16 protein-coding genes are annotated in these 16904 nt (G+C 68.0%); 12 read left to right on the top strand and 4 right to left on the bottom strand.

Annotated elements, in window-relative coordinates; genetic code table 11:
* Positions 1-216: 216 nt before the first annotated feature.
* From DYE07_RS11415 to DYE07_RS11455, 9 genes are all read left to right on the top strand, one after another.
* On the top strand, positions 217-699 hold the full coding sequence (locus DYE07_RS11415; protein ID WP_006946459.1) for a CarD family transcriptional regulator: 483 nt from the start codon (positions 217-219) through the stop codon (positions 697-699).
* Positions 696-1424 (top strand): 2-C-methyl-D-erythritol 4-phosphate cytidylyltransferase, encoded by a 729-nt coding sequence (gene ispD, locus DYE07_RS11420; protein ID WP_115297153.1) that lies wholly within the window; start codon positions 696-698, stop codon positions 1422-1424. The genes DYE07_RS11415 and ispD overlap by 4 nt, the downstream gene beginning before the upstream one ends.
* Entirely contained in the window at positions 1421-1951 is a 531-nt protein-coding gene (gene ispF, locus DYE07_RS11425; RefSeq protein ID WP_006946445.1) for a 2-C-methyl-D-erythritol 2,4-cyclodiphosphate synthase, read from the top strand. The genes ispD and ispF overlap by 4 nt, the downstream gene beginning before the upstream one ends.
* Positions 1952-2150: 199 nt before the next feature.
* On the top strand, positions 2151-3236 hold the full coding sequence (locus tag DYE07_RS11430; protein WP_006946443.1) for an S-(hydroxymethyl)mycothiol dehydrogenase: 1086 nt from the start codon (positions 2151-2153) through the stop codon (positions 3234-3236).
* Complete coding sequence (locus DYE07_RS11435) at positions 3233-3892, top strand: MBL fold metallo-hydrolase (RefSeq protein WP_115297015.1); 660 nt, start codon at positions 3233-3235, stop codon at positions 3890-3892. Before DYE07_RS11430 ends, DYE07_RS11435 begins: the two co-directional genes overlap by 4 nt.
* Before the next feature lie 10 nt (positions 3893-3902).
* The gene (locus DYE07_RS11440; RefSeq protein WP_147286928.1) at positions 3903-5267 is read left to right on the top strand and encodes a L,D-transpeptidase; all 1365 of its coding nucleotides are present in this window, start codon (positions 3903-3905) and stop codon (positions 5265-5267) included.
* An 86-nt stretch (positions 5268-5353) separates the two neighbouring features.
* On the top strand, positions 5354-6805 hold the full coding sequence (cysS, locus tag DYE07_RS11445) for a cysteine--tRNA ligase (protein ID WP_115297017.1): 1452 nt from the start codon (positions 5354-5356) through the stop codon (positions 6803-6805).
* Positions 6805-7779, top strand: a complete 975-nt coding sequence (rlmB, locus tag DYE07_RS11450) for a 23S rRNA (guanosine(2251)-2'-O)-methyltransferase RlmB (protein ID WP_006946440.1) — start codon at positions 6805-6807, stop codon at positions 7777-7779. Before cysS ends, rlmB begins: the two co-directional genes overlap by 1 nt.
* 85 nt (positions 7780-7864) lie before the next feature.
* On the top strand, positions 7865-8386 hold the full coding sequence (locus DYE07_RS11455) for a DUF4282 domain-containing protein (RefSeq protein WP_172462997.1): 522 nt from the start codon (positions 7865-7867) through the stop codon (positions 8384-8386).
* Positions 8387-8483: 97 nt separating this feature from the next.
* Here DYE07_RS11455 and DYE07_RS11460 read toward each other — a convergent pair whose 3' ends face one another.
* The 4 genes from DYE07_RS11460 to DYE07_RS11475 all read right to left on the bottom strand — a co-directional run bounded on the left by DYE07_RS11460 (position 8484) and on the right by DYE07_RS11475 (position 12529).
* The gene (locus DYE07_RS11460) at positions 8484-9185 is read right to left on the bottom strand and encodes an RDD family protein (RefSeq protein WP_115297019.1); all 702 of its coding nucleotides are present in this window, start codon (positions 9183-9185) and stop codon (positions 8484-8486) included.
* 41 nt (positions 9186-9226) lie between these two features.
* A complete protein-coding gene (locus DYE07_RS11465; RefSeq protein ID WP_006946428.1) occupies positions 9227-10009 on the bottom strand; it encodes an RDD family protein in 783 nt (260 codons plus the stop codon).
* A 51-nt stretch (positions 10010-10060) separates the two neighbouring features.
* Positions 10061-11338, bottom strand: coding sequence for a DUF4032 domain-containing protein (locus DYE07_RS11470; RefSeq protein ID WP_242600195.1), 1278 nt, complete (start codon positions 11336-11338; stop codon positions 10061-10063).
* A gap of 120 nt (positions 11339-11458) precedes the next feature.
* The gene (locus DYE07_RS11475; protein ID WP_006946417.1) at positions 11459-12529 is read right to left on the bottom strand and encodes an ABC transporter ATP-binding protein; all 1071 of its coding nucleotides are present in this window, start codon (positions 12527-12529) and stop codon (positions 11459-11461) included.
* A 328-nt stretch (positions 12530-12857) separates the two neighbouring features.
* On the opposite strand from DYE07_RS11475, the gene DYE07_RS11480 reads away from it, so the two are divergent.
* The 3 genes from DYE07_RS11480 (at position 12858) to DYE07_RS11490 (ending at position 16895) form a co-directional block, all read left to right on the top strand.
* On the top strand, positions 12858-14195 hold the full coding sequence (locus DYE07_RS11480) for a sugar ABC transporter substrate-binding protein (RefSeq protein ID WP_040014906.1): 1338 nt from the start codon (positions 12858-12860) through the stop codon (positions 14193-14195).
* Positions 14196-14373: 178 nt separating this feature from the next.
* Positions 14374-15951 carry an ABC transporter permease subunit gene (locus tag DYE07_RS11485; RefSeq protein ID WP_237723771.1) on the top strand — a complete coding sequence of 526 codons (1578 nt, stop codon included), beginning with the start codon at positions 14374-14376 and terminating at the stop codon, positions 15949-15951.
* Positions 15951-16895, top strand: a complete 945-nt coding sequence (locus DYE07_RS11490; protein WP_006946432.1) for a sugar ABC transporter permease — start codon at positions 15951-15953, stop codon at positions 16893-16895. The genes DYE07_RS11485 and DYE07_RS11490 overlap by 1 nt, the downstream gene beginning before the upstream one ends.
* Positions 16896-16904 lie beyond the last annotated feature (9 nt).

Genomic DNA, 16904 nt, shown 5'->3' on the forward strand with positions numbered 1-16904 from the left:
GCCACCGCCGCGCGCATGCGCGCACCGGGTGCAGAGGTGACCGAATCGACACACAACTTTCTCGCCGTTCGCCGCGTGTCGCGCACCGCACGCACCTGCGAGGGGGCCTCATCAGGGTGTGCTATGGGCCGGTGGCGAGGTTGGAGACGCCGTCGTTTTGCCCGGAATGGCGCGGCTGCGTGGTATTCTTGGGGTCGCGAAAGGGGCTATTACCACATGGAATTCAAAGTCGGCGAGACCGTCGTTTACCCGCACCATGGAGCCGCCACGATCGAAGAGATCAAGGTGCGCAAGATCAAGGGCGAGGACAAGCAGTACCTCGTGCTCAACGTGGCTCAGGGCGACCTGACCATCGAAGTCCCTGCAGAGAACTGCGACCTCGTCGGCGTGCGTGACGTGGTCGACAAGGCCGGCCTCGAGAAGGTGTTCGAGGTGCTGCGCGCCGAGCACACCGAGGAGCCGACCAACTGGTCGCGCCGGTACAAGGCAAATCTCGAGAAGCTCGCCTCCGGTGACGTCATCAAGGTCGCCGAGGTCGTGCGCGACCTGTGGCGCCGCGACCAGGATCGCGGCCTGTCCGCCGGCGAGAAGCGCATGCTCGCCAAGGCCCGCCAGATCCTCGTCTCCGAGCTGGCGCTCGCCGAGCACACGAACGAGGACAAGGCCGAAGCCACGCTCGACGAGGTCCTCGCGTCCTGAACGCCGGAGCCGTCGTCGTCGCCGCCGGGCTCGGCACCCGTCTCAAGGCGGGCCGACCCAAGGCGCTCGTGACGCTGAGGGGGGCTCCCCTCGTGACGCACGCCGTCCGCCGCATCCTCGCGGGGGGCGGCGTGTCGCACGTCGTCGTCGTCACTCCGGCGACGCACGAGAGCGACTTCGACGAGGCTCTCGCCGAGTTCGACCCCACCCTCGTCACGCGCGTCGGCGGCGGCGCGGAGCGCAGCGACTCGGTGCGGGCGGGCCTTGCCGCGCTCGATGCGTCGTGCGACGCCGTTCTCGTCCACGACGCAGCGCGGTGCCTTGCGCCGCCGTCGCTCGTGGCTCGGGTGCTGGCGGCCCTCGACGACGGCGCTGACGCGGTCGTGCCGGGCGTCGCCGTCGTCGACACGATCAAGCTCGTCGAGGCGCGGGAGGCACAGACGGTCGTCGCCTCGACTCCCGCACGCGCCGCGTTGCGCGCGATCCAGACACCGCAGGGCTTTCGGCGCTCGGCGCTGCTCGCGGCCCACGCCTGCGGCGCCGACGCCACCGACGACGCCGCGCTCGTCGAGCTCGCAGGAGCGGACGTCGTCGTCGTCGCCGGTGACGATCTCGCCCTCAAGGTGACGACGCCGCTCGACATGGTGCTGGCCGAGCACCTGCTCGCCGCGGACGATGCCGTCGCCGGCGAGGTCACCGACACCCACCCGAGAGGTCAGTCATGACGCACCCCGTCTCATCGTCCGGTCGGCCTGAGTCGCCGGTGTCGATGTCGTTGCCGCGCACCGGGATCGGTGTCGACATCCACCCGCTCGCCGACGACGAGCGGGAGCTGTCCCTCGCAGGTCTGACATGGCCGGGGGAGCGTGGCATCGAAGGTCACTCGGACGGCGACGTCGCCTCGCACGCCCTGTGCGACGCGCTCTTCTCGGCTGCCGGGCTGGGCGACCTGGGGCAGCACTTCGGCGTCGACCGCCCCGAACTCGCCGGCGCCCGCGGCGTGACGCTGCTCGCCGAGACGGCGCGCCTCGTGCGCGAGGCCGGGTACGAGATCGGCAACGTCGCCGTGCAGATCGTCGGAAACCGCCCCAAGATCGGATCGCGTCGCGACGAGGCCCAGGCCGCGCTCTCGGATGCGCTCGGCGGCGCGGTCGTCTCGGTCAGCGGCACGACGAGCGACGGGCTCGGCTTGACGGGCCGAGGCGAGGGAATCGCGGCCATCGCGACCGCGCTCATCGTGCCGCGCGCCTGAGGCGTCACCCGTTCGAGCTGTGTCACGCCGTGACGGCGGCTTCCTGATTCCCCGCCTCGGGGCGTCGAAACCCTTGTGATGACGGGGTTGTCAGCGCCGGGGACTACATTGGAACCAAAGTCGGGCACATGCGCCGAGGCCACCTCGAAGCGGTGCACCGACCCGTCGAGCCACCTTCCACACGAGGAGATCTTTCGATATGTCCCAGACGGTCAAGGGCGTCATCGCCCGCAGCAAGAACGCCCCGGTCGAACTCGTCGACATCGTCGTGCCCGACCCCGGCCCCGGTGAGGTGGTCGTCGACGTCGAGGCGTGCGGCGTCTGCCACACCGACCTGTCGTACCGCGACGGCGGCATCAACGACGAGTTCCCGTTCCTGCTCGGCCACGAGGCGGCCGGGCGCGTCGAGAAGATCGGCGAGGGCGTGACGAACGTCGAGGTCGGCGACTTCGTCGTGCTCAACTGGCGCGCCGTGTGCGGCGAGTGCCGTGCGTGCAAGAAGGGTCAGCCCTGGTACTGCTTCGACACGGCCAACGCGACGCAGAAGATGACGCTGGCCGAGGACGGCACGGAGCTGACGCCCGCTCTCGGGATCGGCGCGTTCATCGACAAGACTCTCGTCGCCGCCGGCCAGTGCACGAAGGTCGAGGAGTCCGACGCAGCCGCGGTCGGCCTGCTCGGCTGTGGCGTCATGGCCGGGTTCGGTGCGGCCGCCAACACCGGCCAGGTCGAACGCGGTGAGTCCGTCGCCGTCATCGGCTGCGGTGGGGTGGGGTGCGCGGCCATCGCCGGTGCCGAGATCGCCGGTGCGGCGCGCATCATCGCCGTCGACATCGACGACGCGAAGCTCGAGACGGCGAAGAAGTTCGGCGCGACCCACACGATCAACTCGAAGAACGTCGACGCCGTCGAGAAGATCCGCGAACTCACCGGCGGGTTCGGCGCCGACGTCGTCATCGACGCCGTCGCACGCCCCGAGACGTACGAGCAGGCGTTCTACGCCCGTGACCTCGCCGGCCGCGTCGTCATGGTCGGCGTGCCGACGCCCGATCTGAAGATCGAACTGCCGATGATCGAGATCTTCGGTCGCGGTGGCGCGCTCAAGTCGAGCTGGTACGGCGACTGCCTGCCCGAGCGCGACTTCCCGGCGCTCGTGGCCCTCTACAAGCAGGGCCGCTTCGACCTCGACGCCTTCGTCACCGAGCGCATCGGCATCGACGCCGTCGAGTCGGCGTTCGAGAAGCTGCACGAGGGTTCGGTGCTGCGTTCGGTGGTGGAACTGTGAGCGCCCCCGCGGGCCCGGAAGTCGTCGTCGCCGACGGCGGTCTGCGCATCGAACGCGTCGTCACCTCCGGCACCTTCGAGCTCGACGGCGGTAAGTGGGACGTCGACAACAACGTCTGGCTCATCGGCGACGACGAGCAGGTGATCGTCGTCGACCCGGCTCACGAGGCGGCGCCCATCCTCGACGCCGTCGCGGGCCGCGAGGTCGTTGCCATCGTGTGCACGCACGCCCACAATGACCACATCACGGCCGCCGCCGACGTGCGCGCCGCGACAGGTGCGCCCGTCCACCTGCACCCGGGCGACCGCGTGCTGTGGGACATGACGTACGACTGGGCGCCCGACGAGTCGCTGAGCGACGGGGACGAGCTGCGGGTCGCAGGGGCCACCCTGCGCGTCATCCACACCCCGGGGCATGCGCCGGGCGCGTGTTGTCTGTACCTCGAGGCGCTCGACGTCGTGTTCACGGGCGACACGTTGTTCCAGGGCGGCCCCGGTGCGACCGGTCGGTCGTACTCGGACGAGGACACGCTGCTCGCCTCGATCCGCGCGTCGTTGTTCACGCTGCCGGGCCACACCACCGTCCTGACGGGCCACGGTGAAGCGACGAGCATCGCGGCCGAGGGCGCCACGATCGGAGCTGGGTCCGAGCAGTGAGCATCCGAGGGTGACCCGCGTGTTCCTGCGCGGTGGTTCGACGGACGTGGCGCAGACTGGGAGGATGCGTCGCCCATCGAGCCTGCCCCTCGCCCACACCCGCCCCGATCGTCGCCTCGTGCACACCGGGGCGATCCTGGTCGGCGTCATCACGCTGGGGGCCGTCGGCGCCGGATGCTCCTCGGACGCGAATCACTCGGCGCCCGCGGCGAACGTGTCGTCGGGCGCTGGGGGTTCGGCGTCGGGAACGCACTCGGGCGCTGAATCGCCCGGGTCGTCGACGAGTTCGTCGAGTGCCGCGCCTGCGGCGACCATCACCATCGCCTCGAACGTCGCCCAGGGCTCGCCCCTGGGGTTGTCGCAGCCGGTGACGGTGAGTGCGAAGGGCGCCGATTCGAGCCCGGCACAGGTCACGGACGTCACCGTCACCGACGCGGCGGGCAAGAGCGTCGAGGGCAACTACGACGCGAGCGCGGGCACCTGGACGCCGGCCGGCCTGTTGACCAAGAGCGGCTCGTACACCGTAACGGCCACGGCCGAGACCTCGGACGGGCAGAGCGCGACGAACTCGCGGACCCTCCTCGCCGCCGCAAACGGTGCGAGCACGACCGGCCTCTACGCCGTCACGCCGTTCAAGCGCTCGAACGTCGGCAACGCTCAGCCGGTCGTGCTGACGTTCAGCCAGGCCGTGCCGCAGGCGCAGCGCGCCGAGGTCGCCAAGCGGTTCACCGTGAAGGACACGGCGAATGTGGAGGGCGCGTGGCGTTGGGTCAGCCCGACGCGCCTCGACTACCGCCCGAAGAACAAGTGGCCGGTCGGCGACAGCGTCACTGTCACCGGCTCGATCCAGGGCATGCCGATCGGCCAGACCTGGGGCGCGGGCACGCTCGGTGACGTCGGCTTCGACGTCACCTCCGACCTCGAGGCGGTGTACGACCCCGCGACGCACGAGGTCACCGTCAGCGAGGGTGGCAAGGTCACCCGCGTCATGAAGTCGGGTGGTGGCAAGAAGGGCTTCGAGAGCCTCAACGGCAAGATGGTCGTGACGGGCAAGGAGCGGACGGTACGCATGACGTCGTGCAGCGTCGGCATCTCCTGCACGCCCGGCGAGGCGAACTACTACGACGAGCAGATCAACAACGCCGTTCAGGTCTCCGAATCGGGCACCTACCTGCACGCCGCACCCTGGGACGACCTCATCGGCAAGGCGGACACATCGCACGGATGCTTCCACCTGTCGGCCGCCGACGCGAAGTGGTTCTACGACAAGGTGCTGCCCGGCAACCTGTTCGTCTCCAAGGGCACGAACAACCCCGTCTCCGTGACGAACGGCGAGGGCGACTGGAACCTCACCTGGCAGCAGTGGATCTCCTGAGCCACTGATCGACGCTGCGCCGCTCGATGGTGGGCAGGCGCTCGGGCGGGGCGTCAGGGCTGCGCGTCGCCGATAGACTGTGCGGCGTGAGCCTGCAGATCTTCGACACCGCCACGCGCGAACTGCGCGACTTCGAACCAGTTGAGCCCGGCAAGGTCGGCATCTACATCTGTGGGCTGACGACGCAGGGTTCGCCGCACATCGGTCACCTGCGCTTCGCCGTCGCGTTCGACGTGCTGCGCAACTGGCTGACGCGCGGTCACGGCTACGACGTCACGCTCGTGCGCAACGTCACCGACATCGACGACAAGATCCTGCGCAAGTCCGCGGAGGCGGGGGAGCCCTGGTTCGCGTGGAGCTACCTTCACGAACGTGAGACGAGCGACGCGCTCGACATCCTCGGCGTTCAGCGACCGACGTACGAGCCGCGCGCGACAGGGCACGTCACCGACATGGTCGAACTCATGGAACTGCTCATCGAACGCGGCCATGCCTACCCGGCAGCCGACGATTCGGGCGACGTCTACTTCGACGTCAAGAGCTTCGACGAGTACGGCGCGCTGACGCGGCAGAAGCTCGACGACATGGAAGACGCCGCTGACGCCGACCCGCGTGCGAAGCGCGACCCCCGCGACTTCGCGCTGTGGAAGGGCCGCAAGGCCGACGAGCCGGCGTCCGCGAACTGGCCGACGCCGTGGGGTGAGGGGCGCCCCGGCTGGCACCTCGAGTGCTCCGCGATGGCGCGTCGTTGGCTCGGTGACACGTTCGACATCCACGGCGGCGGCATCGACCTGCGCTTCCCGCACCACGAGAACGAGCAGGCGCAGTCACGCGCCGCAGGTCTCGGTTTCGCGCGCTACTGGATGCACAACGGCTGGGTGACGCTGAGCGGCGAGAAGATGAGCAAATCGCTCGGCAACACGCTGTCCGTCACGGAGCTGACGAAGACGGTGCGTCCGCTCGTGCTGCGCTACTACCTCGGCTCGGTGCACTACCGTTCGACGATCGAGTACACGTCCGATTCGCTGGCGGAAGCGAATGCCGCCGTCGAGCGCATCGAGGGCTTCCTGCGTCGCGCCCTCGGCGAGGACGCCGTCCTGACGAGCGCCGACCTCGCCGACGTCGAACTGCCCGAGGCGTTCGTCGCGACGATGGACGACGACCTCAACGTCTCCGGCGCGCTCGCAGCGTGCTTCGACGCCATCCGCGAGGGCAACACCGCCATCGACGAGGCCGATGTGCGGCGCGTCGAAGAGCTCGCGCTGCAGGTCGCCGCGATGACCGACGTCCTCGGCGTCAACCCGCTCGACCCGAAGTGGTCGGGCAACGGATCGGCCGGCGGTGACGAGACGAAGCGTGCGCTCGGCGCGCTCGTCGACGCTCTCGTCGAGCAACGCAAGACCGCACGTGCGGCGAAGGACTTCGCGACAGCAGACATCATCCGCGACCAGCTGGCCGACGCCGGCGTCGTGGTCGAAGACACCCCCGACGGCGCCCGCTGGAGCGTGGCGCGTACGGGTCGAAAGGACAACTACTGATGCCAGGCAACTCATCGCGCCGCGGTGCGATCCGCAAGGGAGCGTCGAAGAAGGGCGCGACGACCGGCAGCGGCGGTCAGCGCCGACGCGGGCTCGAGGGCAAGGGCCCGACGCCGCGCGCGGAGGAGCGCCCGAACCACAAGGCGTACAAGTCGGCGCAGCGCTCCGGCGCCGCCAAGAACGCGCCCAACGCGCGACGTTCGAGCGGTGCGCGCCGCGACCGGACGTCGAGCGAGATCATCGCCGGGCGCAACTCGGTGCTCGAGGCGTTGCGTGTCGGCGTGCCTGCCGCGACGCTGTACGTCGCGAGCCGCATCGACTCCGATGACCGCGTGCGCGAGACGCTCAAGATCGCGCAGGAGCAGGGCGTCGCGATGCTCGAGACGCCGCGCGGTGAACTTGATCGGCTCACGGACGGCGCGGTGCACCAGGGCCTCGCGCTGCAGGTGCCGCCGTACGAGTACGCGCATCCGAGCGACCTCATCGACCCCGAACTGCCCGGCACGCCGCTCGTCGTCGCGCTCGACGGCATCACCGATCCCCGCAACCTCGGCGCCATCGTGCGTTCGACGGCGGCGTTCGGCGGCCACGGCGTCGTCATCCCGCAGCGTCGCAGCGCGGGCATGACCGCGTCGGCGTGGAAGACATCGGCGGGCGCCGCGGCACGCATCCCCGTCGCGCAGGCGAGCAACCTGACGGCCGCGCTCAAGGAGTTCAAGAAGGCGGGCTTCTTCGTCATCGGCCTCGACATGGACGGTGACGTTGACCTGCCCGGCCTCGAGCTCGCCGACCGGCCGCTCGTCGTCGTCGTCGGCTCCGAGGGCAAGGGCCTGTCGCGTCTCGTCAGCGAGACGTGCGACCAGATCGTCTCTGTGCCGATGAGCTCCGCGGTCGAGTCGCTCAACGCCGGCATCGCGACGTCCGTGACGCTGTATCAGGTGGCCGTCAACCGCGGGCTGGGCTCGACGCGCTGAGCCCCGGAGGTCGGATGCGGGAGGCTCCCAGCCCCGTATCGTGGTACGTCCAGGCACCATGATGAACGAGAGGGAGACCTTCACGATGTCGAACCACGACTCCTACGACGGATACCAGCCCGGCGACGGCCAGAACCCCGGTCACTACGGTCAGCCGCACCAGTACGACCAGACCGGTGACCAGGGGCAGTACGGGCAGTACGGTCAGCCGCACCAGAGCCAGTCGAACCAGTACGGCGCCCACACGTCCTACGACCAGACGCAGGCCAACCCCACGGCCGGCGCCCAGGCGTACGGGCAGCAGGTGCCCGCTGATCAGTCCTTGTCGGGCGCCGGGTTCTTCAAGGCGCTGTTTGACTTCTCGTTCTCGACGTTCATCACGCCGAAGATCGTCAAGTTCGCCTACGCCATCTCCGTCGGCGCTCTGGGGCTGTTGTGGGTCTTCATGGTGATCGGCGGCTTCGCGGACAACGCGGCGTCGGGTTTGCTCGCTCTCATCATCGGCCCCGTCCTCATCTTGCTGTACCTCGTCTTCATCCGGATGACGCTCGAGTTCTACGTCGCGATCGTTCGCATGAGCGAGGACATCCACCAGCGTCTGCGCTGACGCGTTCCCTGACGCGAAACGGCCCGGTTCCCTCGGAGAGGGGAACCGGGCCGTTTCACGTCGGGCGAGCTCGAGGCTCGCTCGCGGTGGGCGGGCGTCAGTCGCCGCGCACCACGATCGTGTGGACAATCTTGTCGTGCAGCGTCTGCTTGGTGTCATCCCACAGCGGCCACAGCAGGTCGACGATGAGCAGGAGTCCGCCGCTGATACCGCCGGCGACGGCTTCGAGCAGGTAACGCCCGAAGCCGACACCGGCGCCCGTCGGCTGACCCGTGCGCTCGTCGACGACCTTGAGGTGCAGCATCTTCTTGCCGAGGCTCTGGCCAGTCCTGCCCTGACGGATGGCGCGGTTCCAGAGGTTGAACAGCAACGCGACGAGCGGACCGAGCAGCGCCAACGCGACACCGCCGCCGGAGACGTTGTGCAGCGTCGAGTTGCCGTTGATGTCTTCCACCGAGTAGCTGTCCTTGAACGCCAGCCACAATCCGAGACCGGAGATGACGATCATCGGGACGGCCGACAGCAGGCTGTCGATGAGGTAGGCGCCCACGCGCGACCCCCATGAACCGTAGGGCGCGGACCCCGCCCGTCGAGCGGGCGCACCGTACTGCTGCCCCTGATATGGCTGGTTCTGGTACGGCTGGCCGGGCTGCGGCGCACCCTGGTAGCCCTGCGGTTGGTACGGCTGGCCCTGGTACTGCTGGTACTGGGGGCCCGGCTGCGACTGCGCGCCGCTGCCGTACCCCTGGGCGCCACCGTGCTCGGGCGGCGGAACGTAGGGGTCGTATCCGTTGCTCATGTCCGTTCCTTCTCGTCAGGCGTCGTTGGCGGGTGGGCCGCTCAGGCCGTGCGGACGACGAGCGAGTGGACGGCCTTGTCGTGCCACGTCTGGTTCTTGTCGTCCCACAGCGGCCACAGGTAGTTGAGCAGGGGGATGAAGAACAGCAGCGGGATCAGCTGCGACGGCAGCGAGATCAGGATGTCGACGGCGAGGCGGCCGAGACCACGGCCGACACCCAGGTACTGGCCGGTCCGCTCGTTGATGACGCCGATCTTGAGCACCTTCTTGCCAATGCTCTGGCCTCGCTTGCCCTGCAGGTATCCCTCGTTCCAGAGACGGAACAGCAGACCGAGCAGCGTGCCCGCGCCCATGAACGCCCAGGCCCGGTCCGTGAAGGGATCGGTGGGGTCGGCGCCCGGCGCGTCCCAGCCGTCCTTGAGGAAATCTCCGGTGCCGAGCGCGATGCCGACGCAGATGATGGTCGGCAGGATCGTGATGAACCAGTCCAGCAACGCCGCACCGACACGCGAACCCCAGCTCGCGAGGATCGGCATGTTCGGTGCGCCCTGACCGTACTGCTGGGCGTAGCCCGGTGCGCCGTAGGCGTCCGGCCGGCCGTAGCCGCCGCCGTACTGCTGGCCCGCGTCACCGTACTGCTGGGCAGGCTGGCCGTAGCTCTGTTCCTGGTATTCCTGCTGGCCGTAACCCTGCTGGTCATGGCTCGGCTGTCCGTAAGCAGGCTGGCCCTGCGGCGCGCCGCCGTACTGGCCCGGCTGCGCGGCGGGGTCGTGCGGATTCTGACCGTACGGCTGGCTGCCGTATCCATTCGTGTTGTTGCTCATGATGATTCCCTCCTGTGCTCCTTCGCACACGAGGTTACCGGGGCGCCGCGCTCAGCGCGCGGTCATCTGCAGGGGCGTTGCGTCGGGGGCGATGACGTTCTGCTCGTCCGGTTTCGTTGGCAGGATGTTCTCGACGTAGTCGGCGACGGCTTCCTCGATCGTCACGCCACGCTGCAGACGCTCCGACATGTACCAGCGGTGCTCGAGCACCTCGTGGAACATCTCGGCTGGTTCGAGCTTCTGACGCAACTGCGGCGGTACCGTGCGGGTGATCGGTTCGTAGATCGTCGCGAGCCAGTCATGCGCGACGGCGCGTTCGTCGTCGCTCTGGCGGTTCTTGCTCGCCGTGAAGCTGACGAGGTCGTTGAGCAGTCGTCGCGCCTGGTTCTCGCCGACCTCGAGACCGGTGAGGTGACGCAGGCGGCGCGTGTGGTAGCCGGCCTCGACGATCTGGGGCTTGATCGACATCGTCGTGCCGTCGATGTCGGTCGTGATGTCGAGCTCGCCGACGTCGAATCCGAGGTCGTTCAGCGAGCGGATGCGCTGTTCGACGCGCCACGCGTCCGAGGCGTCGAAACGCTCGGCCTGCGTGAGTGCCTCCCACAGCTCGTGATAGCGCTCGACGATCGTGTTGCTCACCTCGATGGGGTCCATGTCGTCGGGCACCATGCCGCCAGCCTGCAGATCCATCAGCTCCCCGGCGATGTTGACCTGCGCGATGTCGAGGTCGTGCTCGCGCTGGCCCTTCGACAGCTTCTCGCGCAGCTCACCGGTCTCCGCGTCGACGAGGTAGGCGGCGAACTCGCCCGCGTCACGACGGAACAGGGCGTTCGACAGTGACACATCACCCCACCAGAAACCGACGAGGTGCACCTTGACGAGCAGGACCGCGAGGGCGTCGATGAGGCGGGTCGCCGCGTCCGGGCGCAGCGTCTGGCTGATCATCGCGCGGTACGGCAGCGAGAACTGCAGGTGCCGCGTCAGCAGGCACGCGTCGAGCGGTTCGCCGTGCACGTCGGTGCGTCCGGTGACGACGGCGATCGCCTCGACGCACGGTAGGTGCAGGCGCCGCAGCTGCTTGAGCATCGCGTACTCGCGCAGCGCGATGTCGGCCTTGATCTCCTTGACGGCGAGGATGCGGCCGTCGACCTTCGCGAAGCGGACGATGTGACGCGAGATGCCGCGCGGCAGTGCCGCGAGTTGATCCTCTGGCCACTGCTCGAGGGGCACGCTCCACGGCAGTGCGAACAGCGCGGGGTAGGGGCGTGCTGCCTTGATGTCGAGTGCCACCTCGTCATCCTCCCACCGCGCGGGGGCGGCTGCCTGCATCCGCGTGACGGTGTGTTTCACCCGAAACGGTGCGTCGGCCACCCGTCGATACGTCGAGCGGACGATGGCCGCTCGCCATCGTCCGCTCGATCGTCATGTCAGCCCCTCGCGGGTGCGCGTTCAGTCGTTGATGCGCTCGCCGGTCTCGACGTCGAAGAGGTGGATGTGATCGGTCTTCGGCGCGAAGTACAGCGTGTCGCCCTTCATCGGGGGGCGGCGGCCGTCGACGCGGGCCATGACCTGCTGGTCCTCGCCCTCAACGGTCGTCTTGCCGTAGACGTACGCGTCGGCGCCGAGCTCCTCGACCATGACGACGTCGACCTCGAGACCCGCGTCGGACGGCGCGAGGTCCTCCGGGCGGATGCCGAGCGTGACACGGTTCGAACCGGGGCGGGCGTCCGCGGGCAGCGGAATCGACGCGGTACCGAGCAGCACCTTGTTGTCCTTGACCGGCACCTCGAACAGGTTCATCGCGGGGCTGCCGATGAAGCCCGCGACGAAGACGTTCTTCGGGTGGTCGTACATGTTGCGCGGCGTGTCGCACTGCTGCAGCAGACCGTCCTTGAGGACAGCGACGCGGTCACCCATCGTCATGGCCTCGACCTGATCGTGGGTGACGTAGACGGTCGTCACGCCGAGACGACGCTGCAGGTCGGCGATCTGCGTGCGCGTCTGCACGCGCAGCTTGGCGTCGAGGTTCGACAGTGGCTCGTCCATGAGGAACACCTGCGGCTGACGCACGATTGCGCGACCCATCGCGACGCGCTGACGCTGGCCACCCGACAGGTCCTTCGGCTTGCGCTCGAGGTACTGCGTGAGGTCGAGGATCTGCGCGGCCTCCTCGACGCGCTTGCGGATCTCGCCCTTGTCGACGCCGGCGATCTTGAGCGCGAAGCCCATGTTGTCAGCGACGCTCATGTGCGGGTAGAGCGCGTAGTTCTGGAACACCATCGCGACGTCGCGATCCTTCGGCGACAGCGCCGTGACGTCGCGTCCGTCGATGAGGATGCGGCCGCTCGTCACCTCTTCCAGGCCGGCGAGCATGCGCAGCGAGGTCGACTTGCCGCAGCCCGACGGGCCGACGAGGACGAGGAACTCGCCGTCGGCGATCTCGATGTTGAGGTCGCTGACGCTGGGACGATCGGCCCCGGGGTAGGTGAGGGTGACGTTGTCGTACGTGACGGTTGCCATGGGGTTTTCCTTAGCGCTCACCGGCAGGAACGTGCCGGACGATCCGTTGTGAACGGGCGGCGCACGGATGTGACGCCGCACACAGCATGCCTGATGGGAGTGGCTCTTGACCAGCCCTTCTGCACATTTGTTTCCGTAGCGCTCATCTGAGCGCCCCGTCTCGAGGGGTAGGTGGGTCGATCTGCATGCTCGCTCGGCCCTGCCTATCACCCGGTCAACGCTCCTTGATCAAATCGTGACCGTGGAAAACTTTGCAGACCCTGAGTACACGCTGCATGCTGTGAAGCAGGCCACACTCGAGGTGTGGCCCTGAACAATCGGAGCACTCATGACCAAGCGCAGTGTGGCTGTCGCATTCGCGGGCGTCCTCGCCCTCTCCGTCTCCGCGTGCGGCGGCGGCTCGTCCTCGTCCGACTCGTCGAAGAGCGACACCTCTGCGGCTTCGTCGAAGTCCGGCGACGCGAAGGCGTCGGGCAGTGCTGCCGCCGGCAGTGACGTCAACGCCAAGGACCCGAAGCGTGACGCCAACGCCGACCTCGTCATCTGGGCTGACGGCACCGCGGCCCCCGTCGTCTCCAAGCTCGCGAAGCAGTTCGCGGACGAGAACGACGTCAAGGTTTCCGTCCAGGTCTCGACGGACGTGCGCGGCAACTACGGCACGGCCTTCAAGGCGGGCCAGGCCCCCGACGTCATCGTCGGCGCTCACGACTGGATGGGTGAGCTCGTCTCCAACGGCTCCGTCGCGCCCGTGCAGATCCCCGCCAACGTCGCTTCCGGCTTCAACAAGGAGGCCATCGCCGCGACGAAGTACAACAACCAGTCCTACGGCGTGCCCTACGCCGTCGAGAACATGGCGCTCGTGCGCAACACCGACATGGTCAAGGACGCGCCGAAGACGATCGATGAGCTCGTCTCCACCGGTCAGAAGGTCGTCGACGAGAAGAAGGCGACGAACGTCCTCTCCCTCGAAATGGGCAAGCAGGGCGACGCCTACCACGGCATCCCGTTCCTCACCGGCTTCGGCGGCGGCATCTTCGGCACGAAGGCCAACGGCGACTACGACGCGAGCAAACTGCTCGTCAACTCGCCCGAGAGCCTCAAGGGCGCCAACCTGCTCGCCGAGCTCGGCAAGAAGAAGGTGCTGTCGACCAACGTCGACAAGACCAACGCTGATGCCCTGTTCGCCGACAAGAAGGCGCCGTACATCGTCACCGGCCCGTGGTCGCTGCCGACGTTCGACAAGGCCGGCATCAAGTACGAGGTCTCCTCGCTGCCCACCGTCGCCGGTGGCGGAAAGATGACGCCGTTCCTCGGCGTGCAGATGTTCTACGTCAGCTCGAAGGCGAAGAATGCGACCGTCGCTCAGACGTTCACCGCGTCCTTCCTCACCACCGCGGCCGCGCAGAAGGCGCTGTTCGAGGTCGGCAAGCGTCCGCCGGCACTGACGGCGGCGTACGACGAGGTCATCAAGTCCAACCCCGACGTCGCGAAGTGGGCCGAGGCCGGCAAGGGCGCGAAGCTCATGCCGAACATCCCCGCGATGAATGCCGTCTGGGGCCCGATGGGTCAGGCGATGGCCGACGTCATCTCCGGCAAGGCAGCCCCCGACGCCCGCTTCAATGCGGCGCAGAAGGAGATCGAGGCCGCCATCAAGGCCGGCAGCTGACGATCCACCCACGTCGCACCCGTGAGCCGGTGACCACGTCGGTCGCCGGCTCACGGCGCGTCGAGCGTCGACGACGACGCCCATCACGACAGGCCTGACGGCGCCCGCGAGGCGCCTCACGCCCCAGGCTGGTGCGGTGAGCACCGGTGAACGAATTCCCCGAGCGATGGAGAAGGACATGGCGACCCTCGCCGCCCCCGAGCAGACGTCGGGTCTGCCGCCAGCCAAGAGCCCCGTGTGGGCGCCGATCCTCAAGTGGGCGCTCGTCGCGGCCGCCGTCATCCTCTGCATCTATCTCGCGACGCAGCTGGCCGACAAGGGGTACGGCCTCGCCGTCGTCGGTGTCGCGTTCGTCGCGATGGCCGTGCTCGTCGTGTACGGCACGCGCCGCAACGTGCCCGCGAAGTATCTGTTCCCGGGCCTGATCCTGCTGCTCGGGCTGCAGGTGTGGCCCATCGTGTACACGGCCGCGACGTCGTTCACGAACTACGGCCAGGGCCACCTCGTCTCCAAGGAGGAGGCGACGAAGCAGGACATCGCCTACTCCGTCCAGCAGGTCGCGGGGTCGCCGACGTACGGGCTGTCGATCGCCGTCAAGGACGGCCAGGATGTGACGTCCGCGCCGTTGCACTTCCTGCTGACCGACGAGAAGGGCAAGCACTTCGTCGGTGACGCCAAGGGGTTGCAGCCGCTCACGGGCAAGACGGAGATGGGCATCGGCCACCTCAAGTCGGCCGAGGGCTATCGCGTCCTCAAGCTCGGCGAGGCGAACAAGCGCAAGGACCTCGCCAACTTCGCGGTGCCGACGAGTGACGGCCACGGCATCAAGGCCAGTGGCGTCTCGCAGGCGTTCGAGGGCGCGCCGACGCTGAAGTGGGACAAGACGAAGAACACCCTCACCGACTCCGCCACGGGCACGGTATATGTCGAGAAGGATGCACGCTGGGTGCCGCAGTCCGGCTCCGCGAGCCCGCTGCCGGTCGGGTGGAAGCAGGGCGTCGGGTTCAAGAACTACACCGACCTCGTGACGAACGACACGATTCGCAAGGGGTTCTTCGGCATCTTCGCGTGGAACATGGCGTTCGCCATCCTGTCGGTGCTGTCGACCTTCGTGCTCGGCATGCTGCTCGCGCTGCTGCTCAACGACCCGCGCATCAAGGGCCGCGCCATCTACCGCAGCCTGCTCATCCTGCCGTACGCCGTGCCCGTGTTCGTCTCCGCGCTCGTGTGGGCGTCGATGTTCAACCAGGACTACGGCCTCATCAACAACCTGACCGGCCTCGACATCGACTGGTTCGGCGACCCGTGGGCCGCGCGCGCCGCCATCCTGCTGACCAACCTGTGGCTGGGCTTCCCCTACATGTTCGTCGTGTGCACAGGCGCGCTGCAGTCGATCCCGGGTGACGTCATGGAGGCCGCACGCATCGACGGTGCCGGCCCGATCCGGACGCTGCGCTCCATCACGATGCCGCTGCTGCTCGTCGCGGTGGGCCCCCTGCTCATCGCGTCGTTCGCGTTCAACTTCAACAACTTCGGCCTCATCTACCTGCTGACCAAGGGCGGGCCGTTCGTCGGCGACGGCGCCCAGATCGGTTCGACCGACCTGCTCATCACCTACGCGTACCGTCTCGCGATCGACGGGACGAACCCGAACTTCGGTCTCGCATCCGCGGTCGCCGTCGTCATCTTCATCATCGTCGCGCTCCTGAGCTTCCCCGGCTTCCTGCGCAGCAAGGCCCTCGAGGAGGTCAACTGATGTCTGCCATGAACACCCCTGCGGCCGGCCTGCCCGAACCGGGAGCCGTGACCGGCGTGCCCGAAGCTGCTCCCGGTGGCACGCATGCTCGTGCGCCGCGCCTCGGTGGCGGCGTGTGGTGGCGCCACCTGCTCGCGCTGTGCGCGCTCGCCTTCGCGCTGTTCCCGATCCTGTTCCTGCTCTCGGCGGCACTCAACAAGGCGGGGACGCTGAGTTCTTCGACGCTGCTGCCTACGAGCTTCTCGCTCAACAACTTCTCCGACCTGTTCAGCAACGAGGCGCGACCGTTCGTCACCTGGTACAAGAACGCGCTGCTCATCGCGCTCGTCGGTTCGGTGTTCAGCGTCTTCATCGGCGCGTGCTCCGCGTTCGCGTTCTCGCGCCTGCGCTTCCGAGGCCGCCGGGCGATGCTGCTCGCGCTGCTGCTGCTGCAGATGTTTCCGGCGCTGCTCGCGTTCGTCGGCCTCTACATCACCTTCTCGAAGATCGGTGAGGTGATGCCCGCGTTCGGCCTCAACACCACGTGGGGGCTCATCCTCGTCTATCTGGGCGGCGCGATGGGATCGAACGTGTGGCTTCTCAAGGGTTACTTCGACACCGTTCCGAAGGAACTCGACGAGGCCGCGTTCGTCGACGGCGCCTCGCATGCCCGCGTGTTCTTCAGCCTGACGCTGCCGCTCGTGCGCCCGATCCTCGTCACGGTGTTCATGGTGTCGTTCGTCAGCCTGTTCGGCGAGTTCATGCTCGCGAGCATCTTCCTCACCGACGTCGACAAGCAGACCCTCGGCGTCGGCCTCTACGGCATGACGGTCGGCAACGACCGCAACGCCCTGTTCGGCCAGTTCTCGGCTGGTGCGCTGCTCAGCTCGATCCCGATCATGGCGCTGTACCTGGCCTTCCAGAAGCAGCTCATCGGTGGTCTCACCACCGGCTCGGTGAAGTGAACTCCTACC

The sequence above is a fragment of the Dermacoccus nishinomiyaensis genome (genome assembly GCF_900447535.1).
GTDB lineage: Bacteria > Actinomycetota > Actinomycetes > Actinomycetales > Dermatophilaceae > Dermacoccus > Dermacoccus nishinomiyaensis.